This is a genomic window from Gracilimonas sp. (assembly GCF_017641085.1).
Taxonomy (GTDB): domain Bacteria; phylum Bacteroidota; class Rhodothermia; order Balneolales; family Balneolaceae; genus Gracilimonas.
Genome location: NZ_JAEPPI010000002.1, coordinates 639,939 through 666,470, shown reverse-complemented (window position 1 = coordinate 666,470; position 26,532 = coordinate 639,939). Strand labels below are relative to the sequence as shown.

Genomic DNA, 26,532 nt, shown 5'->3' with positions numbered 1-26,532 from the left:
CAGTTCTTACAATTTAAGAGAAAAAATGTACCAAGTAATACTTTATTATAATTTTGAGCCGATTGAAGATCCCGATCGTTTTTGTAAAGCCCACAAGAAGTTTTGCAAGGAAATTGAACTGAAAGGGCGGATTTATATTTCGGAAGAGGGAATAAACGGAACGGCAGCCGGCACCGAAAAACAGATTGAAGAATACAAGAACTACCTGTGGTCGCTACCCGGTTTTGAAGACACTGAGTTTAAGCAGGAAGAAAGTGATTACATCCCATTTGCCAAGCTTATCTGTAAAACGAGGGATGAAATTGTTGCCCTTCATGTAGATGATGTAAACCCCGAAAACGGAGGCAACTATCTGGACCCGGCCGAATGGCGTAAAGTGATGGAGTCTCAGGAAGACTACGTAATGATCGACGTTCGTAATAATTACGAATCCAAAATCGGGCACTTTAAAGGCGCCCTTACACCTGACGTTGACAATTTCTACGATTTTCCAAAATGGCTGGAAAAAGCCAATATCCCTAAAGACAAAAAAGTTTTGATGTACTGCACCGGGGGTATTCGTTGTGAGAAATTCTCCGTACTGATGAAGGAAGAGGGATGGGATGATGTAAATCAGCTTCACGGCGGAATTCTCAAATATGCCAAAGAAGAGGAAGGGAAGCACTTTGAAGGCAAATGCTTTGTCTTTGACGACCGACTGGTAGTTCCCGTAAACCCCAACGACCTGGAACCCATTGCCCGTTGTGAAATTACCGGAAAACCCGCAGATACCTATATCAACTGTGCAAACATGGAGTGCAATAAACTGTTCGTTTGCTCGGAAGAAGGGGCCCGGAAAATGGAAGGATGCTGCAGTGAGGAATGCCGCCAAAGTGAATATAAGCGCCCTTTCGATCCTGAAAATGCGTTCAAACCATTCAGAAAATGGTACAATTACTTTGGAGATGATTTCAAGGAACGAGAAGTAAGCGCTGCTGATAAATAATTATGGCTGCATTGTTTCGTCCGGTTCGTATCGTTCCGCCTTACCCTATTACCTACCGCTTTAAGGTAAAGTCGGAATTTGAGGGGAAATCTTTGCTGGATTTAATGCTATCCCGTTTTCCCTTTCATGGGGTAAATGTCTGGAAGACAAAAATCAATAAGGGTCATGTGGGAGTGAATGGAGAGGCAGCTGAGGCAAAGCACATCCTTTCCCGGCACGATGAGGTTTATCATCATAACCCGCACGTGATTGAACCTTCAGTCCCTGATGAAGTACAAGTTCTGGAGCAGGCCGATGACTACCTCATCGTTTACAAACCGGCTCCATTACCCATGCATCCCGGCGGGCGGTACAACAAAAATTCGCTGACCACCATCCTTGAAGAAAAAGGTTTCAAAAACCTGCGCATTGTCCACCGGCTGGATGCCGTCACCTCAGGACTCGTATTGTTCGCCCGCAATAAATCCTTCGCTCAACAAGCGATGATCTGCTTCAGTGAATCCAAAGTTCAAAAAACCTATTACGCGCTGGTTTCAGGGAATCCTGAAGAAAATGCCATAACCATCGATACTCCGGTACGGCGAAAAACAGGATTCGTGTTTGAAAGTGAATTAGGGTTGAAGCATGCCAAAGAAGCCATCACCCATTTTGAAGTTTTTAAGTGCAACCAGGATTCAGCCATCGTAAAATGCATGCCAAAAACCGGCCGGACTCACCAAATCAGGCTGCACCTGGAGCAATGGGGACATCCCATTATTGATGATCCGATCTATGGTCTTAATGGTGACAAGAGCAGTAAACGAGCTCAAAAGGCCGGAATCAGCTTACTAAATGCCGGGTTGGAAATTGAAGAACTTGGAGTGAAGCGAGAGTTGGAATTTCCTGTGGGATGGTCAAAATAGTAATTAAGATACTATTCAGATTTGAACACGGTTGTTCGCTGTTGCTCAAATAGAACGTTTCAAAAATCAGGTAAAACAAATTCCCTAAAGTTATCCCGATTAATTCCTTTCACGTCTTCCGAATAATTTTTGGTGAACGTTTTTGGAAATCGAATACTTCTTTTTGGATTCCATTTGAATTCAAAACCCGAAATGACCTTTCCCGATACTTCAACATAGTCAACTTCCTGATGCTGTTTTGTTCTCCAGAAATACATGTCCGACTTATTTTTGGCATATCGCAGTTGCTTGAGGCGTTCACTTATTAAAAAATTCTCCCAAAGTGCTCCTTTATCAGTTCGGGTGGCAAAAACTCCGTAATCATGAATCACCGCATTTCGAACCCCATTATCGTAGAAATAGATTTTCTGATTTTTCTTGATCTCATTTCGAAGATTCCGGCTATATGCTGGCAACCTAATAACGACATAGGCTTTTTCTAAAATATCAATATAGCTTGCTACCGTTTTGGGATCTAACCCTACTAAATCCCCTACTTCTTTATAAACCACTTCCTGCCCAACCTGATATGAAATTGCCTGCACTACCTTCTGAATCACTTCTGGCTTTCGGATCCCGGCATAGTTCAATATGTCTTTATACAGATAGCTTTCAACCAATTCATCCAGCACCTCCGATTGATGGTCAGAATTATTCAATACATCTGGATAGAAACCGAAAACCAATCTGTTCTCTAAATCCTGCTCTGATTTCAAATACCCAACATGATCCTGCCATTCTTTCCAACTTATTGGAAACAAGTTGAATGACCATTTTCTTCCCGTCAAAGGTTCCTGAATACTGCTATTTAATTCAAATGCTGATGAGCCACTCAAAATGAGCTGTTTTTCTGGGAACTGATCGGTAATTATTTTCGCCGTTAGACCGATCGTTCCCATCCGCTGAGCTTCATCGATAAATACAATTTCTGCATCACCGATTAATTGTTTTATTTGTTCAGTGTTAGGCTCGTCCAGTAATCTCCGCACCGTTGGATCGTCTCCATCCAAAAAGCGGACAGTGTATTCTTTATCTTCCAGAATGGTGTGTATTAGTGTCGTTTTCCCCACTTGCCTTGGCCCAGTCAAAACAACAGCCTTACCGCTGAATAATCTTTCTTTTACCAACTGTTGTAACTGTCTTTCAATCATTAGCTTAACCTTTCACGATATAATTTATACCAAATATATAACTATTCAGGAATACAATCCATTTTAGTTATAACTATACAGGATCATAATACGCTTTAGTTATAACTATTCGGGAATAGAAGATACTTTATTATAATTGAATGCTTGAGCAGTCCGACTCTTACACTCAGTATTGGAAGCAGGAGGATTCAGTGCTATCCACTTTTACGAACCAATGCCGATCATCAGGCACGAGGTATATTTAAGACGGCAAAAGCCGGAATACCTTAGCCTTTAAAAAAGGCCTCTGCAATTCTCGCAAATTGTTTCGGCTTATCCAGAAAGGCATAATGCCCGGCATCTTCGATAATTACCAGTGCTGCATTTTTAATTCCTTTCTCGATTCTCTCTCCCTGGTAAACCGGAGTGGCATCATCATTTCTGCCCCATAGCAATAACACTTCATGCGGAATTTGTGGTAACGAAGATTCTAGGTATTCCGTCACCGATTTCACGAAAGTCTCCCTCATAACTCCGGAAAGTTTACTGTAATCGCTGGATCCCAGGCTCTTCCACAGTGATGTTGACCGTAACCAGCCCAGAGCTTTTTCACGAAGTGAACCGGGTAAAATCATAAACGGTGCTTTCAGAATTTTAGCGGTGTACTTTCTGACGTAAAATTTCACCGAGCGCTTGGGCTTCATTCCGGCACCGCCCGTTATCAGTACTTTATCGATGTGAGCTTTACCAAAGTCTCGGGCACAAAGCTTAAGAATAACTCGCCCTCCAAAAGAATGAACCAGAACGTCCACTTTTTCTTCACCAAGGGACGCTATGAATTCCTCAACGGCGTCAGCGTAGTCATCAATACTCCAGGCCCGGGATGGTTCGGGAGAATCACCGAAACCAGGTAAATCCAATACATAACTTGTTCGAAGGTGTGCCAGGTTTCGGGCAACCGGCATCATCACGCGCTTACTGCTTCCCCAACCGTGAAGAATTACCAGCGGCTTTCCCTCGCCCACTTTTTCAAAGACAATTTTTTGATGCTGATAGGTAAATATGTTCTGTTCGCTCATGAAATAAATTTTTCCAAACTTCCCACTTCTTGTCTTTGGAAACAAGGGAAGAATTAGATGTGCTAACCTTATTCAGAATGAATTTCTGAATTATGAATAGTTCAAGCGTCCGCTTGGACTTTTATATACAGGTTTGGATTACCAACCGCACAAGCGGACGCTTGCGCTATTTTGTTTTTTAACCCCGTAGAACGGACAGCCTGTCCGCTCTACGGGGGTTATTCTGAATATTTCTATTGAGTTTTTGTCCTGCCTCAGCCATATTAGTACATGAAATTTAACGACCTAAAACGCAAAGCATTCTTCTGGATAGAACGACTCCAGATTTCAAGAAGTGAGCGGATTTCCATTTCTGTTCTGCTTGTGCTTTTAGCCGTACTCTTTACGGTGAATTTTTTCCTTACCAAAACGTTCAACTACAGCCAGGAAAAATATGATGCTCTTATTGCTGAGTTTGAAAAGCGAAGTGAAGAACTTCGACAGGAACAAAAAGAGCTGGATCAAAAATATAATCCACAGCTGACAGTTAGTGAAACTCCAGCTTCAGAAGAGGTGGAGCAGACGGTAAAAAAAATGGAAAAGGTTCCTAAACAGGATGAACCGGCATCCCTTAAAATCATTAACCTGAATACCGCAACGAGCGCTGAACTTCAAACCCTGAACGGTATCGGAGAAGCATATGCCGGCCGAATTATTGAATATAGAGAAGCCAATGGCGGTTTTGATTCCATAGAGGAACTGCTTAATGTAAAGGGCATCGGTGAAAAGCGGCTGGAAAATATCCGCCCATACATAAAACTTATAGATTGAATATTATTAACGCCACTAGAACACGAACGTACAATAGATAAAGAACGAAGTGCGCGAATTTAATGCATTTCGTGTTTTTGAGATTTCGTGGCAAAACTAAAGGAAGACTATTTCATGCCAAAAATACTTTGGGCAGATGATGAGATCGATCAGCTGCAATCACATATCATATTTTTAGAGAAAAAGGGATTCGAAATCACTCCGGTTGCCAACGGAGATGATGCAGTGAGCATGATTTCCTCCGAGCCATTCGATATCGTTTACCTGGATGAGCAAATGCCGGGAATGGGCGGTATCGAAACCCTCGAGAAAATCAAATCCATTCAGCCCTCTCTTCCCGTGGTGATGATCACAAAGAGTGAGGAAGAATCGATCATGGAAGACGCCATTGGCGGCAAGATCTCTGATTACCTCATCAAGCCGGTGAACCCAAACCAGATTTTACTCACTACAAAACGATTGCTTGAACGGAGCCGCATACAATCCGAAAAATCGGCTCAAACCTACCTGAAGCAGTTCAACGAGCTCTCATCACGCATTCACCCCGGCACTCACTGGAAAGAATGGATTGACATCTACAAAGAACTTACCAACTGGCAGATTGATTTAGGCTCCGGTGACGAAGGGCTCATTCAGGTTCTGGATGATCAGTTTCAGCAGGCCAACAAGGAATTCGGCAAGTTTGTAAACCAGGAGTACAAAGACTGGGTAAAAAAAGATGAGGGGCGGCCGTTGCTTTCGCAGGAGATTTTTAAAAAGTATGTGAATCCGCATCTGGAGAAAGACGAGAAAGTGATGTTTTTCCTGATCGACTGCATGCGGTACGACCAATGGCTGGTATTCGAGCCTTTCCTCTCTAACTATTTTTCCATTGATACCGATTTCTACTACTCCATTTTACCTACAGCCACCCCGTATTCCCGAAATGCCATTTTCTCTGGATTGTACCCTTCCGATATAGAACGCATGTATCCGGAATTATGGCAACAGGGGCAGGATGAATCTTCCCTGAACCGGCATGAAGAAGAACTGTTACGCAAACAACTGGAGCGTGATGGCATCGACATCAAATTTAAGTATGAAAAAATTCTGAATGCCGAAGCCGGACGGAAAGTGGCCGATAAAATTGGAAGCTACGCACAGTCCAAACTGGCTGCTTTTGTTTTTAATTTTGTGGATACACTGGTTCACTCCCGGTCCGACTCCGACGTGATTAAGGAATTAGCCCCCGATGTATCGGCTTTTCGCTCGGTAACAGAGGCGTGGTTTCAGCATTCCTCATTACTGCAGATGTTTAAAGGATTGGCCAAAGAGAATGTCACCCTGATCATTACTACCGACCACGGCTCGGTTCGTGCGTTGCGTGACACAAAAGTGTATGGCGATAAAGACACCGCCACCAATCTTCGGTATAAATATGGCCGAAATCTTAAGGCCGATGAATCCGATGCAGTTGTTTTTATGGATGACCCGGAACAATACCGCCTGCCAAAAGTAGGAGCTGTGAATAATTACATCATCGCCCGGGAGGATTATTACTTTGTGTATCCAACCAACTATCACAAATATCAGAACCGGTACCGGGACACCTTCCAGCATGGAGGGGCTTCAATGGAAGAGATGATATTACCCGTAGCCACTTTAACTCCCAAGTAACGTGCAGCAGTTCCAAAGTTCATCGGTTGATGAAACCATTCGCATTGGTTTCGAGTTTGGTAAGCAATTGACACCCGGAGATGTAGTTTGCCTGGCCGGAGACTTAGGCGCCGGGAAAACCCATTTTGTAAAAGGAGTAGCTTCTTTTTTTGGAATTGAACCTGAAAAAGTCAGCTCTCCTACCTATACTTTAATTCATGAATATTCCGGTGATACTCCCGTTTATCATTTCGACTGTTACCGGTTGAAACACGAACAGGAAGCTCTGGAAATCGGAGCCGAAGAATACTTTTATGGCGATGGCGTTTGCCTGGTTGAATGGCCTGAAAAAATAGACGGGCTGATTCCTGAAGACGCCATTTGGGTTGAGATGTCGCATCTCCCTGAAAATAAACGCAAAATCATTATTCATCAGAAGCAGTAAACTGATGGGAAGTTCAAAAAAACGAAGACTTTCTTACCGACTTGATCTACTCCCTGTGATCCTTCCCTATCACCGCCGGGCAAAGAACACGCTCCGCACGGGCGACTTGGTGTACTACGGCCCCAGCCCGGAATATTACGGTATTGGTGAAGTGGTACAAACTGCCGAAAAAGTGTGTATGGTTGACTTCCGCGGAACCGGTGAACTGGGCATCCATAAAGACGAAATGCTTTCCACGTATCTCATTCCCATTCACAAGCTAAATCTTTCAGGCGTATTAAAGGGGCGATAGCCTGACATTTATAATGGTCATTCTGAGTGATAACGAAGAATCTTTACAAGCTTAATTAAAACCAACTGCCTGCTCTTGCTTGTGAAGATCTTTCGGGGGTACCCTCAAGATGACTTCTGATTGGCATTTATTTGGATGACACGGCACACATCTCTTTCGTTACAAGTTCAAGAGGGCAGTGTTTTTCTTGGCGGCCATTCTCCAAGTACTTCTTTATTCAAAAATTTCCATTCCGGGTTTGTCTCTGCTATTAATTGCTCCTTCCATGCCCTCGTCTTCCCCTTCAATCTTTTTTCTGCTTCAATCGCTTCGTACATGGTAGGGAAAACATCATACCAAATCAGACAATAACAAAAGTACCGACCCGCATAGGACTTCTTATTTCCGCGGTTCAGGTAATGCTCAACAATTCTCCGCGGAAGGTTACTTGTGACTCCAGTGTACAGCACTTTTCTTGCAGGGTTAGTTACAATGTAAGTTGCATTATCCATATCAATAGTGATTAAAGTCATTCTGAGTGATAGCGAAGAATCTTCACAGATATATTCTAAAGTAGATACCTGTACTTGCTTGTGAAGATCTTTCGGGAGTACCCTCAAGATGACTTCAATCATTCAGTTTTTAGGTAAGAGCACTGAAGCCCATATTCCTTACAGAATTTTTCTATTTTTGCCGCTCATCAGAAAAGCACCCTATGGAATACATCATCGACGGCATTATAAACGGGATCATTCAAACCACCGCACTTGAATGGATCGCCGTAACAACCGGACTTATGAGCGTCTGGTTTTCTATGAAGGAAAATATCTGGGTGTATCCCACCGGTATCATCAGCGTGTTAATTTATGTATATCTCGCTTTTCAGTACAAGCTGTATGCCGACATGGGGGTGAATTTCTATTATTTTATAATGAGTGTATACGGCTGGTACTATTGGATTCACCCCAAAGACGACAGCCGGGATCAGGTGCGGGTTACTATCAACAGTGCAAAAGAAAACCTGATTACCATTGGAATTCTGCTTAGCTCTTTTGGGATACTGTATTTCGTGCTCTCAAATTTTACCGACAGCGATGTAGCCTTTTGGGATTCGACCACCACCTGCTTTGCTATTGCCGGCATGTGGTTGATGGCACGTAAAAAGCTTGAAAGCTGGATCGCATGGATTATAACGGACCTGATTTCCATCCCCCTCTATTTTTACAAGGAATTGGTATTAACCAGCTTTCAGTTTCTGGTCTTTACAGGACTCGCTATCGCCGGGTACCTGGCCTGGAAGAAATCTCTGGAAGAGCAGCAGGAAAAGCAGGATCCATCACCCGTGTAGATTCTGACAGTATTTAAAAATTTAAAATTAAGTCGGATTGGTTAATTTTAAATTTTTAATTCTGAATTTTTAATTTTCAATAAAAACCACCAGGTCTCCGCTTTTAATCTCGATGGAGAATTCCGGTTCCACATTCTCATTAGAGGTTCCGTCCCGCTCTCCATTTTCCAGAATCTCATCATTCAACGGGTACTTCAGTCCTTTTGTGGTGATGCCGGTTACTTTCCCGGAAAGAGGAAATAAAGAGATAATACTTCCAACAGGCAGTTCTGCCGAAAAGCTTGAATTGACCATTTGAGCTATTAATCGTTCATCCTTAAAAACAAGCCGGCCAAACGCAGGATCAAACCGTTTCAGAACAGACAGGTTTTTCAGGGAATGATCCATTCTTCTGCCAAAGGCTCCCAGCACTGTGCAGGTTTCCACGTCCCGATAAAGTGCGAGAGACAATGCCTTTTCCAGGTCATTGGTTTCCTGATCAACATCATGAATAATTTCAAACTCAACCGAACCGGGCTTTTCAAAACTATCCATATCTCCGATAACCACATGGGGGGTTAGTCCGTGGGAAAGCAGCGTATTTCCCCCGCCATCCGCACCGATGATCAAATCTGCAGATTTCAATTCTTCCTCAAGTAAATCTTTGGAAGGGGGAAAACCATTACTGACTATAACTGCATGCATGCCATTTTCTTTGATGATAGATTTTCCCCTTAAAATAAATGGATTTGTGGCAATGTTCGCCTATTTTTGACGCCAAGGAGATTTTATGTTTAAAAACTTTATTTCAAAAATAGTACAACATCAAAAAGTAGCTGTTTTTTCTCACGTCCGCCCCGATGGTGACTGTCTGGGCTCGCAAGTAGCACTTTGCTTATGGCTACAAAAGAACGGGATCGAAACATCGGCTTTCAATGAAGATTCGATACCGGAAAATATGGCCTGGTTGCTCGACTTTTTCCCCATTTCAAAACCTACAGAGGCTGAGCTTTCGGACTTTGATGCCTTTATAGTAGTTGATGGAAATGCACTTCATCGTTTTGGTGGAACCGCTGAGAAGATTTCCGAACTGAGCAAGCCGGTTTACATGATCGATCATCACCCTGACCCGGATGATATTTTCGAGGAGTTTGTTTCTGAAGTGGAAGCTTCTTCAACCTGTGAACTGGTGTACAGGCTGTATGCCGAACACGATCCTCAGCAAATTGATGAACATGCAGCAAAAGCCATGTACCTCGGTCTCGTTACCGATACCGGCTCGTTCCAGTTTGACAGTGTTAAACCCGGAACCCTCCATGCTGCGGCCGACTTACTGGATCGGGGCGGCTTCACCCCAAATCAGATCACAGAAAAGATTTACAGTTCACGTCCATTGCGACAGCTGAAACTGCTAAGCCTTGCCCTGGATACTATTGAGCTTCATGCCGGTGGTAAAATTTCAACCATCACCATTACCCGCGATATGTTCGAGCAAACCGGCACTTCGAATGAAGACACCGAGGGCTTTGTACAATACCCACTGAGCGTGGAAGGCGTGAAAGCGTGTGTATTATTCCGGGAAGACGGAGACCGGGTGAAGCTGAGCCTGCGTTCTCAAAGCGATATTGATGTAAATAAATGGGCCCGTAAATTTAATGGTGGCGGACATAAAAAAGCAGCGGGTGCGTGGCATTCCGGTCCATTACAAGCAGCAGTTGATGAAGTCATAAATGCCGGCAAAGAACAATTATAGTTCCAGTTCTAAGTTTTTGCTATTATATGGCGACCTAAACGGTTAGTAATAGAGAGTAACATGGATAAGGATTATACCCTATTAATTATCGATGACGATACCCCCATTCATCTTATACTTAATAAGATGCTGGGTGATGAGTATAACATCCTGATGGCAGGTACCGCCCAGGAAGGCATTGATATGCTTGCCGAAAAGAAAGTCCATTTCATCCTGACTGATATCCATATGCCGGGGATGTCGGGCCTCGATTTCCTGCAGGCCCTGATGGAAGATGCCGACCGTAAAAACATCCCGGTTCTCATCATGACCAGCCTGCCTACTGTAGAAAAAGAGCAAATGGCACTTGGGCTGGGAGCCGCCGATTTTATCGATAAATCCCTTTTTAATGAGAAGCCGGAAGAACTGAAGAATCGGATCAGGGCCAAGATGGTGTCCAATGTTGATATTCCGGACTTACCCCCTGAATTAGATCTTGACCGGAAAGCCATCACCAAAAGTATTTTATTCGAAGTATCATCTGGAGATTTTGTTCATACCACGCAAAAGCTATGCAAAATTTTGGGTCAGAAACTGCAAACCGATCATCTCTCCTTCTGGATGATTAAGGGTGATAAGGTTCAAATGCTGCTTGCTAACGGCGTTCAGCCCCCACCAAGATATGGCCCTCGTGAACTTAAACGAGAGGAGACCTTTCAACGACTGCTTAAGAAGAAAAGGCCATATATGGTTAACAATGTGTACACCACGGGGAGAGGAATCTTAATTGAAACTTCTCAGGATGAAGGGCTTCCTGCTGAAATTGGTATTCCTTTATTTGCCATCACAGAAAAGCAGCTTATAAAGAATAAAATGAAAATTCCGCCTACTGTTCCGTTATTTGGCTATGTGGTGCTGAAGCGAAAAAGGGTTTTTACATCCAAAGAGTATAAAATGACTTCTGTACTTATGATGCATCTTGGCACCATTTTATTTCGCTTGTTCAGAAATATGTAACCGGATTTTTAAACCGGATATACGGGCAATGGAAGCGACGGTCGCTTCGTTAGCTTAGTCCATTTGAACTTACTTATTTATTCTAATCGAAAACTCAGTCTATGGTTAGACACGCTACTATTCTTTCTCTGCTGATCTTATTGTTTACAGGGTGTAATCCCGACCAAAAGGCAACGATTCCGGATAAAGCTCCATTAGCTTCTTTAAGCACTATTGCTCCGGCAAAAGCTCAAAAACAATCAGACCCGGCTCAAAATCAAACCCAGCCAACCGTCGATGACTCCCGCAAAAATGCCATCACCAATGCTGTGGAAAAGGCCGGCCCGGCGGTTGTAAGCATTACAGTTACCGAACTTCAACGGGGATATACCCGTGAATTTGACTCTTTCTTTTTCAGATACTTTGATGTGCCGGTTCAGCGTGAAGTTAAAAGCTCCGGCTCAGGATTTATCATCAGTGAAGACGGACTGGTTGTTACCAATGAACATGTAGCCAGTAAAAACTCCAAAACCATTATGGTGGCCCTTTCGGATGGCAGCAAACATGAAGCTGAATTGCTGGGCTCTGATGAACTCGCTGATTTATCCCTGCTGCAAATCAAAGGCGACCGAACGTCTTTTCCCCATGTAGAATTTGCGGACTCCGATGATATCATGGTGGGTGAATGGTCCATAGCTATGGGCAACCCATTCGGGCTTTTTGCAGACGGACAGCCCTCCGTTACTGTAGGAGTGGTAAGTGCCAAAGAACGTGACTTCCGCCCTGACCCCCAGGACCCTCGCGTTTATGTTGAAATGATTCAAACCGATGCTGCTATTAATCGCGGTAATTCCGGTGGACCTCTGGTGAACAGCAACGGCGAGGTGATGGGCGTCAATACCTTTATTTTTACAGGAGGAACCAGTTCCGGTTTTGTGGGATTAGGCTTTGCCATTCCCAGTAACCGTGTTCAAAAAATTATATCACAGCTTCAGGAATCCGGCTCTGTTTCTTTGGAATATGATCCGGGAATGAAATTCGTGCCCGTTACCCGACAGCTGATCATGCAGTATCCAAGCATCCCGCGGGTTCTCGGCTTATTTGTGACTGAAGTGAACAAAAGCGGACCTGCCTATGAATGTGGCATTATGCCCGGTGATGTAATTGTCCAAATTGGAGAAGAGCGCGTAACCAGCGACATGCATGCCTGGGCCCTAATGCGGGAATACGAAGAGGGCGAAGAAATGACCCTCCACCTAATCCGCGATAACAAGCAATATAAAACCAGCATGAAGCTGAGAAAACGCGTTCAGGGTCGGTAAAAAATTACAGCGCACGCAGGAACTCAGCATTTCACCAGTCTCGCTGCTATCTCAAGTGAAATTATACAAAACCTGTTTCTACTCAAGATGACAATTTGAAAAGTTGATTACTCTACCGTTAGAGTTTAGAATTACTTTGTATCACTCCATTTTTTAAAGAACACACCTACTGTCCGGCCATTTCCGGCATCGAATCCGATTATTTCACCGGCATCGTTTCTTACAAATTTAACCTCAGAAATCGGAAATCCTCCGCTAAATGAATCGGCACTTCCGGGTAAAAGCTTGATATCATCTTCCAGCTGATAATTCTGTAACGACAAGGAGCTGTCGGCCAAGGCAATATCATATACCGTTTCTATTTCGTCGCTGAAGTAGCGGCCGGTATATTCTTCCATTTCTTCCAGTGAAAGCTCAAATTCGATTCTCTTCGCAATGTGATTTCCATTTTGATGCAGCGTGAGTGAATCAACCGTACCGTCTTCATTCTGGTGAAAAGTCACCGACGCGTTCACACCTATCAGGCTAAAGGTAGAGTCAGATGTAGCTGTAATATTTATTTCCGGCTGCCCGGTCGCCTGTGTGTAAATACGATCTCCGTCTCTTGAGAATGTGAGGATAAAGCCGGGCATCACCTCCAGCTCGTAACGTCCTGTCAGCGGCTCAAAATCGGCCGGGTTGTACACAAAGGTTTCTGTTTCTTCAGCTGGCATTTCTTCTTCGCCGCCTTCTTCGTCAGAAACCGGCTCCATAAAATCTTCAAAAAAGGTTTCCGAGATTTGGTTTGCAATACTTCCGTCAAAAGAGGCAAAATTACTTTGGGTTACCACTGCCCCCCTGATAGCCGGAACAACTCTCAACATAGATCGGTGGGCCATATCTGCTCCTCCGTGTTGTATAAAATCCAGCCCCCTGTGTTTACCGATCATCAAGCCCAACCCATAGTTTGTTGGGTTTCCATTTTTTAAAGTGTCTGACGTGGACATTTCTTTTATCATAGCTTTAGTGCCCACTTTTGGATCCAGAAGGTGATCTATCCATTTGGCCAGGTCGCCCATTGTAGTGTGAATGCCTCCGGCCCCCATAGCTCCGCCTAAATCTGTTACTTCTTCCACTCCTCCGTCTTTCGAATTTTGATATCCGAGAGATCGATTTGGAACTACCTGTTTTTGATTGGCTCGTACCACGGTATGATTCATCCCAATCGGTTTAAACACATTTTCCAGCATCCACTGCGGAAAGGTCATATTTGTTACCCGCTCTATTACTTCCGTCATAAGTGCATAGCCGGTGTTGTTATAATTCCATTCCGTCCCCGGCTCATTTTGGAGCTCCGGCTGTCGCTGAACGATTTCTATAATTTTCTCCTGACTTAGACTGGTGCTTGGATTTCTTCCCGTCATCGCAACCAGATTCAAAAATTCACGGTAACCGTTGGTGTGATTGATCAGATGCCTGAGCGTAACGGTGTGTTCAAACTCCGGCAGCTCCGGGATGTAATCACGTACATCATCATCCAGATTAAGCTTGCCTTCCTGTTCCAGCAAAAGGGATCCAAATGCCAAAAACTGTTTTGATGTAGAACCAATATTATGACGGGTGTTTTCAGACATCGGGATATCATGCGTCAGGTTTGCCATACCATATGATTTTTGAAATACGACTTCCCCATCTATTATCACCATAGCCGCTGCACCCGGAACATCATTCCCGGTATACGGCCTCATCATTTGATCTACCTTGCCGTCAGGTTCTGTGGCTATCGGCTCCACAGTTGATACCAAAATGGAGTATTCTCCTTCTTCGTCTTCAAATGGTGCGATTTCAAAACGGTATTCCCCGGCTTTTTTTGTATTAAACTGAAAATTTTCTTTCCCTCTTGCTGGATTATCATAGGTTCCAATCTGCTCACCTTCCGGTCCATGCACTGTAATAACCACATCTACCGTTTTTTGATTGGCAAATCCATATACAAACTGATCGGTGTCAACAGTAAGGGTAAACACATCTGTTTCACCAGTTTTCAGCGCACCTTCAATTTGTTCACCTATTTTTAGAGGGGTTGAATTTTGAGCAACCGTTAAAGGTGCCGTTAACAGAAATGCACATAGTAGCGTAGTCAGTTTTTTCATTTTTTTTAGTTGATTAGCGTTCCCGATACAAATTTCCGAATTATTCACTCAAGTTAACAGAAAGTTAAACTTCTGCAATCGAATCCAAGAGTGGGCTTATTCGCGACATCCTGACCTTTGTTACAGTGAATGAAAGTATTCACTTCCCGATAATACTCATATAAACTGCCCACCCTGCATAGTTTATTCAGACATGTATCCTTTCCCGGTTATTAATGCACCACTATCACTTTGTGTGAAAGACTAACCCTAAAAAAACTGCAAATCTTTTTTACCTTCCGACATTCACTCACACTCAAAATAAATGTATGCCTACTGCTAACGAAGATCTTTCTTATCCCAAAGAAAATATTAAAGTCCTGCTTTTGGAAGGAATTCACCCCACTGCGGAGGAAAATTTCAGAAAGCATAATTTCCTGAATGTTGAAACGCAGGATGAAGCCTTAAGTGAAGAGGAGCTGTTGGATAAAATTGAAGATGTCCACCTGATTGGGATTCGCTCCAAAACCCAGATCACGGAGAAAGTCATCAGTAAAGCAAACAAGCTGAAAGGCATCGGCTGCTTTTGCATCGGCACCAATCAGGTAGATCTGCAAGCCGCGATGATGGCCGGGATTACCGTTTTCAATTCTCCGTATTCCAACACCCGCTCGGTAGCTGAGTTGGTTATTGCCGAATCCATTATGCTAAAACGCCGGATTCCCCTTCGTGATAAAAAAGCCCATGAAGGGACCTGGCTAAAAGATGCGAAAGACAGTTACGAGGTCCGCGGTAAAAACATTGGCATTATCGGGTATGGACATATTGGGTCTCAGGTTTCCGTGCTGGCCGAGAATATGGGCTTCAATGTGCTCTTTTATGATGTTGAGCCGAAGCTCCCCATGGGTAACGCCACCCGGGTGGAATCACTGGAGGCACTGCTTAACAAATCGGACATTGTAACGCTGCACGTACCAGCCACACCGGGTACCAATAAGATGATAGACGCCGAACGATTTGCCCAAATGAAGAAGGGCAGTGTGCTGCTTAACCTGTCGCGGGGTTCGGTGGTTGATATACAGGCACTGAAAGAGGCCATTGAATCCGGTCATATTTCCGGAGCCGGAATTGATGTATATCCTGAGGAGCCGGAGTCGTCGGGAGAGAATTTTACAACCGCCCTGCAGAATTTACCTAATGTGATTTTAACGCCGCATATTGGCGGCTCCACCATCGAGGCGCAGTATAATATCGGGGATGATGTATCCACCAAGCTCATCAACCTTATTGATAACGGAACTACGGTTGGATCGCATTCGGTGCCACCGCTGAATCTGCCCGTTCAAAAAAATGCACATCGTATACTTCATATTCACGAAAACAAGCCGGGCGTTCTTTCCGAAATCAACAAATGCCTGTCCGATTCCGATATTAATATTCTGGGGCAGTACCTGAAAACCAACGAGCACATCGGCTATGTGGTACTGGATGTGGATAAAGAATACGACGAGCAGGTGATTGAAGAAATCCGAAATGTGAAGCATACCATTAAAACGCGGATTTTGTATTAATAGCTGGCTTCAACTAAATCAATGCAAGTCACCTCGCTGCACTCACCAGCTGCTTGAAAATATTACGCTGGCGGGCAATCTGGATCAGGTACTCCGGGTGCCACTGCACACCAATCATAAACGGATATTCGGTGTGTTCTATGGCTTGAGTGATCCCGGTATTCAGTTCTTCGCAGGCGATCTCAATTCCCTTTCCGGGTTCATCAATGGCTTGATTATGCAGGGCGTTTACATTGCAGATATCGGTCTGCAGCAGTTCGCACAGCTTTGTGTGGTCTTTAATGGTGATGCGTTTTTTCGGGAAGATGGACGACACCTGCGCTTTTTCTGCATAGAACCCGCGGATGTCCTGATGCAGCGTTCCTTTAAAATGTACGTTCATCAACTGCATGCCCCGACAGATGCCCAGCACGGGAAGTCCCCGCTCAATGGCCTGCTTCAGCAGCTTAAATTCAAGGGCATCCCGTTCTAAATCGATCGGTGATCGTTTGGTGTGCTGAAAATACCGGGCCAGCCAGTATATCGGGAAAAAGAGAATCGACAGGATCCATTCGAATACCGTACGTTTATCACGGGCCAGCTTTGCTTTTACGATTCGCTGCTGCCCGTATTTCATGGGTTCCACATCCGCACCTCCACCCAGAATCAATCCGTCTATCTGATCGATGCTTCTCGGGGTATCCGGGTTGATACGTAGCGGTTTCCCACCCTGCAGAATTACTGATAAGGCCGTGAATATCCAAGCACCGGTTCCACCCTCGGTTGGACCTGTAATACCAATGACCGGTTCTCTATCGTACATTTTGCACCCAGCGATCCATCAGCTTTATCCATTTCCTTTTTACACTAAATAAGGTCTTCTCGTCCATTTGCAGAAATCTTCTTGAGTATTGATTTAGCGTTTGTTCATCAGCAGCTAAACGTTCAACCAGCCACCAACGGTTCCATTCCTCCCCCAGCGACCAGCTTTCATCCTGAATGGAGCAGTTCGGAAGCCGATAATGAAAGGTGGGGCGGGCGGAAGTCAGTTTCTCATCCAAAAGTTCTTCGGTGAGTTCTTCTTCCAAAAACCGGAACACCGGGAGCATATCCAGCGGGCGGTTTCGGGAGTTATCGAATTCAAAGTAATCCCGGATCAGTGTTTCCAAATCCGGAAGGTAGTCTTCCTGCAAAATGTGACGGATATATTTCATTTCGTACTCGTTAATGTAAGGCGTCAGCTTCCGGCTGATATCAATATCCGCATCCTGACGAATCCAGGCGTCCAGCATCACATAGGCTTTCAGGTGACGCAACAAACTTTCCGCCGTCAACTCAGGCACCTCCGGGTTCAGATGCAGGCCAAAGGCATAGAAAAATGAACTCCCCGTTCCCTTTGCTTTCCACTCCCGGAGTTTATCTACCAATTTGTTAAGTGCGTCCAGTTGAGAAAAAGGAATAGGCGGAGTGATGATTTCGAAGGGAACAACTGTTGATGCCATCTCCCGCAGCGTATCCTCCAGCTTGTCCTTGTTCTGAAGCTTTTCCACATCCAGCCCAACCGATTTCAACACCCCTTCATATTTTTTGTTGAGAAAGAGGCTGGCATCCAGCTCCAGGGAGAAGGTTCCGTAATCAGAGTCCTTCACTTTAAACTCATACCCGCTAACCTGCTCTGTTTCTCCGCCATAAAGGTCCACGACCATCTTAGCTGCATCGGCCATTTCGACGCCGGTGAATTCAAATTCGAATCCGACAGAGCGCTCCTCGCCTTTTTGATTTTTCGTGACCGGTGGTGTTTTAAACTTCAACTATTACCTCTTTTGATTTGTGAATTAGCTTAAACAGATGTCAGGTCAGTTTCAATCCTGAATTTTTAGCCTCAAAAACACTAAATCTCAAAAGAGTGATTTAGTTTTTGGCCTCATGCAATCACTTTTAGATTTCTTATTCCATTCATCATTAGCAACCTTTCAGCGTCCGCAGGACATTGAGCAAGGCTTTAGGTTATCAGACTCAAACTCATAAATGGGTTCCCGCTATAAAATCCTTATTTTAGGTATTCATCAATTGAGCTCTAACTTTTTATAGCGTACATGACCTACCTTTCTACCGAGAATCTTTCCAAAAATTTTGGGATTAAGCCTCTTTTTGAGGACCTGACCTTTGGCATGTCCAAAGGAGATAAGACAGCTCTGATTGCTCCCAATGGTACGGGGAAGTCCACCTTGCTGAAAATTCTTGCCGGAGAAATGGAGCCTGATTCCGGAAAAGTGATGACACAAAAAGGCATTCAAGTTGGATTTCTTGCACAGGAGCCGGACATGGAAGACAGCATGACCATCAGTGAGTTCATAGCTCATGGAAATTCTGAGAAAATCCGGGTTGTGCAGCGTTATGAAAAAGCTGTTCGGGATCAGGCTGAGGATTTCAACCCCCAAACCCAGCAGGCTTTTGAGAAGGCTTCTGCTGCTATGGATGCCGCCGAAGCCTGGGACGTAGAGCAGCAAATGGAACAGATCCTGGGCGTGCTCAATATCTATGACCTGGATCAGTCTATTGCTTCACTTTCGGGTGGAGAGCGAAAACGGGTGGCCCTCGCCTTTGTGCTTCTGGATGAACCGGACCTGCTGATTCTGGATGAGCCGACTAACCACCTGGATGTGGAAATGATAGAGTGGCTGGAATCGTATCTCGCCAAAAGTACCATGACCTTGCTGATGGTAACCCATGATCGCTATTTCCTGGACCGCGTTTGTAATCATATCCTTGAGCTGGATTACGGCAAGCTCTATCACCATAAAGGGAATTACGAATATTACCTGGAGAAGAAAGCCGAGCGGGAAGAGATTGAGGCTACCGAAATTGCCAAAGCCGGCAAGCTGATGAAGAAAGAGCTGGAGTGGATGCGGCGCGGACCCAAAGCCCGCACCACCAAATCCAAGTCCCGGATCAAGGATTTTTACAAGACTCAAGAAAAGGCGCAATCAGGCCGGGAAGAAACCGAACTGCAGCTGGATGTGAATATGAGTCGGATGGGCGGAAAAGTGCTCGAGCTCAAGAACATCTCCAAAGCCTATGATGACACCGTTATCCTGGACGATTTCAGTTACCAGTTTTTGCAGGGCGAGCGCATTGGTGTTTTGGGGAAGAATGGGGTCGGCAAAAGCACCTTTCTGAAAATACTGCTGGGAGAAGAACCCGCTGATTCCGGCGAGATTGAAACCGGCGAGACCATTGTATTTGGTCACTATCAGCAGAAGGGAATAAAAATTGATGAGTCGAAGCGGGTGATTGAAGTCATAAAGGAAGTGGCGGAAGTCATCGAACTCGCCAATGGAGACAGAATAACGGCGTCGCAGTTTCTGGAACATTTTATGTTTCCATCCAAAATGCAGTACACACCTGTTGAAAAGCTGAGTGGCGGTGAAAAGCGCCGGCTGGGCTTGATGATGGTGCTTATCAAAAACCCTAATTTCCTGATCCTTGATGAGCCTACCAACGACCTGGATCTGCTCACCTTAAACAAACTGGAAGATTTCCTTCAAAACTTCGGTGGCTGCCTGATCATCGTTTCTCACGACCGCTTTTTTATGGATAAGTTAGTGGACCACTATTTTGTGTTTGAGGGACAAGGGGTGATTGATGATTTCCACGGAACCTATGAGGAATACCGTGAGGAAATGCTGAACCGTATGGCTGCCGCTTCATCCCCGAAAAAAGAGAAACCGGCTCCAGAAACAAAACCTGAGCAAAAGAGCTCATCAGATCAACCCAAAAAACTAAGCTATAACGAGCGAAGGGAATTCAACAAGCTGGAGAAGGAAATCGCCAGAATGGAAAAAGAGAAATCCCGCCTTGAAGAAAAAATGAGTGGCGGCGATTTGGGTTATGAGGAGCTGAATGAGCTGTCGAAGGAATTTGAAGAATTGAAGGAGTCATTGGAAGAAAAGGAACTGCACTGGCTGGAGCTGGCAGAGAGAGCGTAGAGAAGCTGTCAGCTTTCAGGATTTTGCCGAGAGTCATTCAATTGTGATGTAAAGGCAAATCAGGTTATCTTTGGCAAAAATTCAGCCCATAAATTTAATTCATCATGCCTACTGTAAAATTGTTGAAAATTGCTCATGGCCGCAGCGGCGATAAAGGAAATGGAAGTAATGTGGGAATTATTGCCCGCCACCCGGATATCTACCCTTTTCTGAAAGAAACCCTAACGGCAGATCGCGTAAAAAATCACATGAAAAATGTGTGTAAGGGTGAGGTTGAGCGGTATGAGTTGCCTAATATTGGGGCACTTAATTTTATTCTGAATGAAAGTCTCGGCGGTGGCGGAACTGTTTCCCTGAAGCTTGATGCCCAGGGAAAAACACATGCTTCGCAGGTTCTGCGCATGGATGTTGACGTGCCGGAAGATCTGCTGGAACTGGTTGAAAATTAGAACGGCTTTAGTGATTAACTAATAAAGTCGCGATGCCGTAAACGACTCGCTTGCTTACCGGAATAGATTGATCCGTAGCAACCATCATTTCCAGTACACAAGCGAAGGGGTTCAGCCCTTCGGTAGCAAGTTAGGAAAGGACTTTTCCAAAACTACTCCCCGTAAAACCGAATGGGGATATCTACTCTTACCACATCCCATTTCAGCGTCATCGTGGTCATGCTGTATTCGGGTTCAGAAAACTGAATGGTAAAAGCCTCAACCGGTGTTTCTAAATTCTGAACGGGAAATTTCATCCGTTTGTAGTCGCGCTCCGGCTTGTATTCAAACGCTCCCCACTGTCCTAATTCATGGTTGAGGACAACCGTAAAAGAATCCGGCTCCGGAATGGTAAACAAAGCATAGGTTCCGGGAGTTATCGCCTGATCGCCCATTAGCACCGGTTCGGTAATGGTGATTTCAGTCGCTTCATTTGCACCGGTTCTCCATACTTTTCCCCAGGGCTCCCATTCCCCGAAAATTGTACGTCCGCGCCGGTATGGTTGTCCGTAAACTACTTTTATGTAGGTGCTGTTATGCTTGATGGAAGCAATGGCGATCGGGCTTTTGCGGTTGCCATTTTGTGCAGGCTGTGGATCTGCGGGCTTTTTGGATTCACAACCAAAAGCGGTTAACAGAAAGGCCCCACAAAATGCCAAAACAAAAACGCGAAGAACAAATGATTTTATCAAAATTGGCCAAATATAAATTGAGTGTTATTCCGGGTTGGCTCGTACGCAAGCCCTACCCCTAAATCAAACAATAAGTTAGACACTTTGAACTGAACATGGAAACCGGCCCCGAAAATACTCCGGCTCGAAGCCACTAAGTCGTTGGCGTCCATGTCGGTTAAGGTATGTGTAAAAGTTGTTAAATAGATGCTGCTCAGGTACAGAGGCAGGGTCAACCCGCCGGTATCAGGATACCAAAGCGGAATGGTATAACGGGTGCTGAACCGACTCAGGTTTTGAAACCCTCCATCTTGTCCGGATCTGAAATTAGGAAATGCACCGGATTTAAAACCCATCGGGATGATCGTGTCGTTGGAGTAAATAGGTGATGCACTTTGCTGAAGAAACTGAAGATCGAGCCGTAACGATTGGTTCCACTTCCTCAACGGCGATACAAAACCGAACACTCCGTAATAAGCCGACCATTGATTGGCAAAGCTTGAATTGAAAGTGCCGATCGGAGTCGGTATTGATATCTTCGGCTCATTGAGCGTTTGCTCATAAAGCCCGAAAAAGGAAATTCCGGAAGAGGGCTGAATATCTCTCTTAAAATTTAACACACCGATATTCAGCTGAGAAAAGAATCCGGCTTTATATCTTGTGGCAAAGTCGGTCAGGCCCGAAGGCTCCAGATCATAATACTTAAACTGTTCGGCTGAAATTTCCGGAGAGAGTGAGAAAGAAGTGAGCCTTGTATCTCCACGGAATGTATAATCAAAAGGCATCGACAAGCTAATCCCCCGATCCTGTCTCATCAATGAAAACCGCTCGCCGGTATCACTATTCTGTATAGCAAAAAACTGTGGGTCGCTATATCCATTCAGCTCAAAGCCCGGATAAAACATTTTGTTGGTGTAGGTAACATCGTACCAAAGCCTGTTTTGTATCCCTGTAATTTCGGCCGAATACGCCTGACTGGAAAGGGCATCAATACTTGAAAATCCAGCTCCGTACTGATAGGTCCCTCCCTTCTCTTCCAATACCGGATAAACCGCCCGGGGCCTTAACCAGGAAAAATCAGCCCCATAAGGTGTTGCCTCTATGGTGGAAATTGAGTCCATTGCAGATGCTCCCAACAATGGCCTTGTTAATTCTTCATTCAGCGCATCGCCTGTTAGTCTTAATGAAACCGGAACCGGAGCATTCAAAAAATCATCCCGATTCAATACAGCCAACTTCCGCTCATTAACTTTCTGCACAACATATGCGATTTGACTTCCATCCGGAGAATAGGACGCTTCAAATGCATTATACAATGAGCTGGTTAGCTGGGTGACTTCATCGGACTGCAAATTATACTCATATACGTTCATGGCCGCACCGGCATCCAGGCTAAACAACAAATGATCGCCATCCGGATGCCATTGAGGGTCAAATACAGAGGCATTTTCAAAAGCCAGATCAGGAGCTTCATTCAGGTCTTCGGACAGGTTGTTCAATGATGTTATCCAAAGTGCCTGAACGCCCCTTCGTTTCAAAACCACGGCCAGTTGTTCGGGGTTTGTCGGGTTGAACCGAAGGGCAACCGGAATAGCCCCGTCAAAAGTTTTACGTACTTCAACCTCTCCGCCCTCGGCTATTTCTACAATCTTGCCACCGGAGCCATCAGCCTGAATAGCCAGCACCAGCTCTCCATTTGATGTGGGAGCATAAACCCGGGCATTCTCTGTAAGCCTTGTTGAAGCCCCTGTTTCCAAATTCAGCTTTTGTACATCGGCAATGTATTGAGAGGGGATGAGCGGGTCGCGGGAATAATTGCTAAAGTAGAAATCAGATGCATTTTCAATCTCATAGTTATAATCCTCTACGCTGAACACTTCCTTTAGCAGCTTCATTTTTCCTGATTCTAAATCGTATTCATAAAACCCAATCCGCCCATTGTAAAAAGAACCGTAAAAAAGCAGCTTTGTATCTGATATCCATTTGGGACCGTGAATTTCTTCCCCTTTATAGGGAGTGTCGATGATGCGGGACTTTTCTGTAGTATTGACTTCAATTTCTGCCAACCGCTGTTCTTCTTTTTCCGCCAGGTCTTCCTCATACAACGCATACAACTGACCCGGCCACTTCCCTGTCTTGGCCCTTAACGCAACTCCATATCCCAAAAAGAAATTATGGTAGTGATAGCGAATCGCCTTTTTTGAAATGTCATCGCCGTAATTATCATGAAGCCAATCAATAAACGTATATCCCGAAATATAGTGGCGGTTATAAGGCTGAGTGTAATCTGAAGGAATGAGTGTTTGCCCCATATTCCATCGGCCGGAACTTGCAAAGTTTGCGTTGAAGCGATTGTTGAAGAAGCTGTAATTCCCCCGGCCTCCCTGTGGTGTCACCGATTCCGTTTCATAATACACTGCAAGTCCTTCATGTAAACCCACCGGGGCAAATCCATGAAATGTACGGGCGATATCCGGGGAGAATAAACTGATGAAATTGGGGATACTCACCTTTTTATCTTCAAGAGGCTGCTGAATATTGAAATGTGTGGCATGAATGAGCTCGTGAGGAAGCACCGTCTCCAGCCAGTCGCCCGACTGTGGGTTCATTCCCTTCCCTTTTATCGCGGCTAATTCTATTTCGGAACGGAAATTGAAGGAGGTTACAAAACCGTTTGAAAGATCATTGTAGTTATTCAGAATCACCGGGAAATTGGTCAGCGTTCCTCCTGTCAGCTTCGAGGTTTTGGCATACTCACTTTCCAGTATTGCAACCGATCTGTAAGCCAGAGAGTCTTCCCCTTCCGGAAAAATAATGCGAAAATGTTCGGTCTTAATTTGCTGCCAGTTTAAGCCACCGGGGCGATTTATAACCGAGGTGTTATACAGCTGTGCAAACGTTGAGACAGGTGCAATCGTCAGACTAAATAGTACAGCAAATAAAATCCTTTTCATCATCCTGTAATACTAAACGGAGGTAAATAGTTGTAGATCGCCCAATAATGGGAAAAAGCACCGCCCATTACAAACAGGTGCCAAATTTCATGAAAGCCGAATGCCGTTGGAATCGGGTTTGGTTTCTTAATGCCGTAAATTACTGCCCCAATTGTATAGAACAACCCACCAATGGCAATCCAGTACACAAATCCGTGTGGCAGCATCTTCCAAACCATCGGAAGAATTATTACTGAAGCCCAACCCATAAACAGATAAATAACCGTTGAAAACCAACGCGGAGCATTCATCCAGAAAGTCTTTTTCAAAATACCTGCAAGGGCAAACAGCCAGATGCCCAGCAACATCCCCCACTGCCAGGCCCCTTCCAAAACAATAGCACACATGGGCGTATAAGAACCGGCAATGACAATATATATGAGATAGTGATCTACCATCCTGAAAAATTCTTCGATGTTATTTTGCACATTTATGGTGTGGTAGATAGCACTTGAGAGAAACATCAGAATCACAGAAATACCATAAACCAGATAGGCCGCCTTGTGTCCGGTCGGGCTTTCGGAAGCTGCCGACATCAAAAAGAAAAGCCAAATGGTGGCTATAAAAGCACCTAAATAGTGAGAATAGGCATTAAAAGGCTCTCTTGGTGGAAAGAATGTTTTCAATGGAGATACTTGTCGTTTTATTACTTGGGATATAATCCTTATTAATTTACCAAATCCGAATGAGCAATTAATAAATTATTTCTCAGCCTATCCCACAAACCTCCAGTAGAAAAACAGCAGTGCAAATGCGGAAAGGAATATCATACCCAGCCAGCTTAATACTCTAAGCCATGTTTTAGGGTGATGGTCTTCGGGCGTGAACCGCGACATGATGAGCCTGTAGTTAATATAAGCCAGCGCCGGTGCTGTCAGAAAGGAAAGAGAGGTGGCCAGGTCTATAATGTAGGTAAACTGACTACCCGTTAGCCAAAGAACCAACATGGATATCGTTGAGATCAGAAACAGCAGCCCCTTATAAGAGAAAAGTCCCGACTCGTTAACCTCGCTCTTCATCACCCGGATAATTTCGCGGGTTACCCGGGGGTAAGAATCCGTCACCGTAAGAGTGGTGCTGAACATGGTTGTAAACGCACATATGATGATAATCCAATGAGCCCAGCTGCCCAGCGTCTGCGTGTACAGGTCGATGAGCTGTTGGGCAAAACCGGCACCTGAGGATGAAAAACTTACACCCGAACCAAACATCACCAACGCTCCGAGCGACAAAAAGATCAGCGCCAGAACAGATGCTCCCACATATCCGATATTGAAATCCAGCAGACTTTCTTTCAGGCTCGATTTATGTTGGGTCTGCTTTTGTCGCTCCAGGCTCCACAGCGAATGCCAGGCCGCTGCATCAATGGGAATGGGCATCCATCCCATCAGGGCAATCAGGAAGGTGACTCCGGCTACGTCCCATATAGACGGCGCGGCGGGTAGTTCGGCAGGAGAGGCATCAAACAACGCAACCAAAAAGGCAGCCAAGGTTGAAAGTGAAAGAACTACCATCACTACTTTAATCAGGGAATCGAGAGCTGAATACTGACCACGAAATAAAACACCAATGCAAATCAGTAAAATAATGATGCTCCACACCAGTAGCGACAGCTCGATTCCGGTTAACTCTACCGCCAGGCTTGCCGTAACGATGGTGACTGCAGCCTGGATAGCGAACATTGTCCCAATAGTGAAAATGATGTAGATCCACAGCGCCCAGCTGCCCAGTTTTTTGTAGCCGGCAATCAGGCTTTCTCCGGTGGCTGTGGCATAGCGTGGGCCGTATTCCAGGAAGGGATACTTCATCAGGCTGGCAATGATGACCGCCCAGACCAGGGTGAATCCATAATCCGCACCGGCACGTGTAGATTGCACCAAATGCGAAACCCCGATGGCGGCCGCAGCCAGAATCAGTCCCGGCCCGAATGCGTACTTAAAGGTAGATGTAACTTTATCCGAATCCATTTCCCGTTCTGTTGCTTTCCATTCGGGCGGATGATAATGAAAAAATAGTTTGTGCGTGAACTGAGAAAGCCTACAATCACAAATCGATCA

24 protein-coding genes are annotated in these 26,532 nt (G+C 44.9%); 13 read left to right on the top strand and 11 right to left on the bottom strand.

What is annotated here, in order from left to right; translation table 11 throughout:
- Positions 1–25 precede the first annotated feature (25 nt).
- Together JJ941_RS09965 and JJ941_RS09960 are read left to right on the top strand one after the other, a co-directional pair.
- A complete protein-coding gene (locus JJ941_RS09965) occupies positions 26–985 on the top strand; it encodes a rhodanese-related sulfurtransferase (RefSeq protein ID WP_290964553.1) in 960 nt (319 codons plus the stop codon).
- Positions 986–987: 2 nt separating this feature from the next.
- Positions 988–1,887 (top strand): RNA pseudouridine synthase, encoded by a 900-nt coding sequence (locus tag JJ941_RS09960; protein ID WP_290964551.1) that lies wholly within the window; start codon positions 988–990, stop codon positions 1,885–1,887.
- Between the two features lie 59 nt (positions 1,888–1,946).
- Here the strand turns inward: JJ941_RS09960 and JJ941_RS09955 are convergent, their stop codons facing one another.
- Together JJ941_RS09955 and JJ941_RS09950 are read right to left on the bottom strand one after the other, a co-directional pair.
- Positions 1,947–3,077 (bottom strand): ATP-binding protein, encoded by a 1,131-nt coding sequence (locus JJ941_RS09955; protein ID WP_290964548.1) that lies wholly within the window; start codon positions 3,075–3,077, stop codon positions 1,947–1,949.
- A gap of 266 nt (positions 3,078–3,343) precedes the next feature.
- Positions 3,344–4,135, bottom strand: a complete 792-nt coding sequence (locus tag JJ941_RS09950; RefSeq protein ID WP_290964546.1) for an alpha/beta hydrolase — start codon at positions 4,133–4,135, stop codon at positions 3,344–3,346.
- A gap of 270 nt (positions 4,136–4,405) precedes the next feature.
- Between JJ941_RS09950 and JJ941_RS09945 the strand changes: the two genes are divergently transcribed.
- The 4 genes from JJ941_RS09945 (at position 4,406) to JJ941_RS09930 (ending at position 7,317) form a co-directional block, all read left to right on the top strand.
- Complete coding sequence (locus JJ941_RS09945; RefSeq protein WP_290964544.1) at positions 4,406–4,945, top strand: helix-hairpin-helix domain-containing protein; 540 nt, start codon at positions 4,406–4,408, stop codon at positions 4,943–4,945.
- A 114-nt stretch (positions 4,946–5,059) separates the two neighbouring features.
- Positions 5,060–6,601 carry a response regulator gene (locus tag JJ941_RS09940; RefSeq protein WP_290964542.1) on the top strand — a complete coding sequence of 514 codons (1,542 nt, stop codon included), beginning with the start codon at positions 5,060–5,062 and terminating at the stop codon, positions 6,599–6,601.
- A gap of 1 nt (position 6,602) precedes the next feature.
- Positions 6,603–7,025 carry a tRNA (adenosine(37)-N6)-threonylcarbamoyltransferase complex ATPase subunit type 1 TsaE gene (gene tsaE, locus JJ941_RS09935; RefSeq protein ID WP_290964539.1) on the top strand — a complete coding sequence of 141 codons (423 nt, stop codon included), beginning with the start codon at positions 6,603–6,605 and terminating at the stop codon, positions 7,023–7,025.
- A gap of 4 nt (positions 7,026–7,029) precedes the next feature.
- On the top strand, positions 7,030–7,317 hold the full coding sequence (locus JJ941_RS09930) for a hypothetical protein (protein ID WP_255133787.1): 288 nt from the start codon (positions 7,030–7,032) through the stop codon (positions 7,315–7,317).
- 167 nt (positions 7,318–7,484) lie between these two features.
- On the opposite strand, the gene JJ941_RS09925 is transcribed toward JJ941_RS09930, so the two are convergent.
- Positions 7,485–7,931, bottom strand: coding sequence for a GIY-YIG nuclease family protein (locus JJ941_RS09925; RefSeq protein WP_290964533.1), 447 nt, complete (start codon positions 7,929–7,931; stop codon positions 7,485–7,487).
- An 80-nt stretch (positions 7,932–8,011) separates the two neighbouring features.
- Between JJ941_RS09925 and pnuC the strand changes: the two genes are divergently transcribed.
- Positions 8,012–8,644: a nicotinamide riboside transporter PnuC gene (gene pnuC / locus JJ941_RS09920; RefSeq protein ID WP_290964530.1), complete on the top strand. Its 633-nt coding sequence runs from the start codon at positions 8,012–8,014 to the stop codon at positions 8,642–8,644.
- Between the two features lie 69 nt (positions 8,645–8,713).
- Here the strand turns inward: pnuC and JJ941_RS09915 are convergent, their stop codons facing one another.
- Positions 8,714–9,328: a thiamine diphosphokinase gene (locus tag JJ941_RS09915; RefSeq protein ID WP_290964527.1), complete on the bottom strand. Its 615-nt coding sequence runs from the start codon at positions 9,326–9,328 to the stop codon at positions 8,714–8,716.
- Between the two features lie 85 nt (positions 9,329–9,413).
- Here JJ941_RS09915 and JJ941_RS09910 point away from each other — a divergent pair, with 85 nt between their 5' ends.
- From JJ941_RS09910 to JJ941_RS09900, 3 genes are all read left to right on the top strand, one after another.
- The gene (locus JJ941_RS09910; protein WP_290964524.1) at positions 9,414–10,376 is read left to right on the top strand and encodes a bifunctional oligoribonuclease/PAP phosphatase NrnA; all 963 of its coding nucleotides are present in this window, start codon (positions 9,414–9,416) and stop codon (positions 10,374–10,376) included.
- Between the two features lie 60 nt (positions 10,377–10,436).
- Positions 10,437–11,372, top strand: coding sequence for a response regulator (locus JJ941_RS09905; protein ID WP_290964521.1), 936 nt, complete (start codon positions 10,437–10,439; stop codon positions 11,370–11,372).
- 101 nt (positions 11,373–11,473) lie between these two features.
- Positions 11,474–12,673, top strand: a complete 1,200-nt coding sequence (locus tag JJ941_RS09900; RefSeq protein WP_255133799.1) for a trypsin-like peptidase domain-containing protein — start codon at positions 11,474–11,476, stop codon at positions 12,671–12,673.
- Between the two features lie 131 nt (positions 12,674–12,804).
- Here the strand turns inward: JJ941_RS09900 and JJ941_RS09895 are convergent, their stop codons facing one another.
- Positions 12,805–14,805, bottom strand: a complete 2,001-nt coding sequence (locus JJ941_RS09895; protein WP_290964516.1) for a serine hydrolase — start codon at positions 14,803–14,805, stop codon at positions 12,805–12,807.
- Between the two features lie 308 nt (positions 14,806–15,113).
- On the opposite strand from JJ941_RS09895, the gene serA reads away from it, so the two are divergent.
- On the top strand, positions 15,114–16,355 hold the full coding sequence (gene serA / locus JJ941_RS09890) for a phosphoglycerate dehydrogenase (RefSeq protein ID WP_290964513.1): 1,242 nt from the start codon (positions 15,114–15,116) through the stop codon (positions 16,353–16,355).
- Positions 16,356–16,383: 28 nt separating this feature from the next.
- Here serA and JJ941_RS09885 read toward each other — a convergent pair whose 3' ends face one another.
- Positions 16,384–17,157 (bottom strand): type 1 glutamine amidotransferase, encoded by a 774-nt coding sequence (locus tag JJ941_RS09885; RefSeq protein ID WP_290964511.1) that lies wholly within the window; start codon positions 17,155–17,157, stop codon positions 16,384–16,386.
- The gene (locus JJ941_RS09880) at positions 17,147–18,145 is read right to left on the bottom strand and encodes an amidoligase family protein (protein ID WP_290964508.1); all 999 of its coding nucleotides are present in this window, start codon (positions 18,143–18,145) and stop codon (positions 17,147–17,149) included. Before JJ941_RS09880 ends, JJ941_RS09885 begins: the two co-directional genes overlap by 11 nt.
- Positions 18,146–18,430: 285 nt before the next feature.
- On the opposite strand from JJ941_RS09880, the gene JJ941_RS09875 reads away from it, so the two are divergent.
- Positions 18,431–20,323, top strand: a complete 1,893-nt coding sequence (locus JJ941_RS09875; protein ID WP_290964505.1) for an ABC-F family ATP-binding cassette domain-containing protein — start codon at positions 18,431–18,433, stop codon at positions 20,321–20,323.
- A 104-nt stretch (positions 20,324–20,427) separates the two neighbouring features.
- Complete coding sequence (locus JJ941_RS09870) at positions 20,428–20,772, top strand: hypothetical protein (protein WP_290964502.1); 345 nt, start codon at positions 20,428–20,430, stop codon at positions 20,770–20,772.
- Positions 20,773–20,924: 152 nt separating this feature from the next.
- Here the strand turns inward: JJ941_RS09870 and JJ941_RS09865 are convergent, their stop codons facing one another.
- From JJ941_RS09865 to JJ941_RS09850, 4 genes are all read right to left on the bottom strand, one after another.
- Positions 20,925–21,503: a DUF2911 domain-containing protein gene (locus JJ941_RS09865; RefSeq protein WP_290964500.1), complete on the bottom strand. Its 579-nt coding sequence runs from the start codon at positions 21,501–21,503 to the stop codon at positions 20,925–20,927.
- The gene (locus JJ941_RS09860; RefSeq protein WP_290964498.1) at positions 21,500–24,439 is read right to left on the bottom strand and encodes a hypothetical protein; all 2,940 of its coding nucleotides are present in this window, start codon (positions 24,437–24,439) and stop codon (positions 21,500–21,502) included. Before JJ941_RS09860 ends, JJ941_RS09865 begins: the two co-directional genes overlap by 4 nt.
- On the bottom strand, positions 24,436–25,101 hold the full coding sequence (locus JJ941_RS09855; RefSeq protein ID WP_290964496.1) for a hemolysin III family protein: 666 nt from the start codon (positions 25,099–25,101) through the stop codon (positions 24,436–24,438). The genes JJ941_RS09860 and JJ941_RS09855 overlap by 4 nt, the downstream gene beginning before the upstream one ends.
- An 87-nt stretch (positions 25,102–25,188) precedes the next feature.
- Positions 25,189–26,442 (bottom strand): Nramp family divalent metal transporter, encoded by a 1,254-nt coding sequence (locus JJ941_RS09850; RefSeq protein ID WP_290964494.1) that lies wholly within the window; start codon positions 26,440–26,442, stop codon positions 25,189–25,191.
- Positions 26,443–26,532 lie beyond the last annotated feature (90 nt).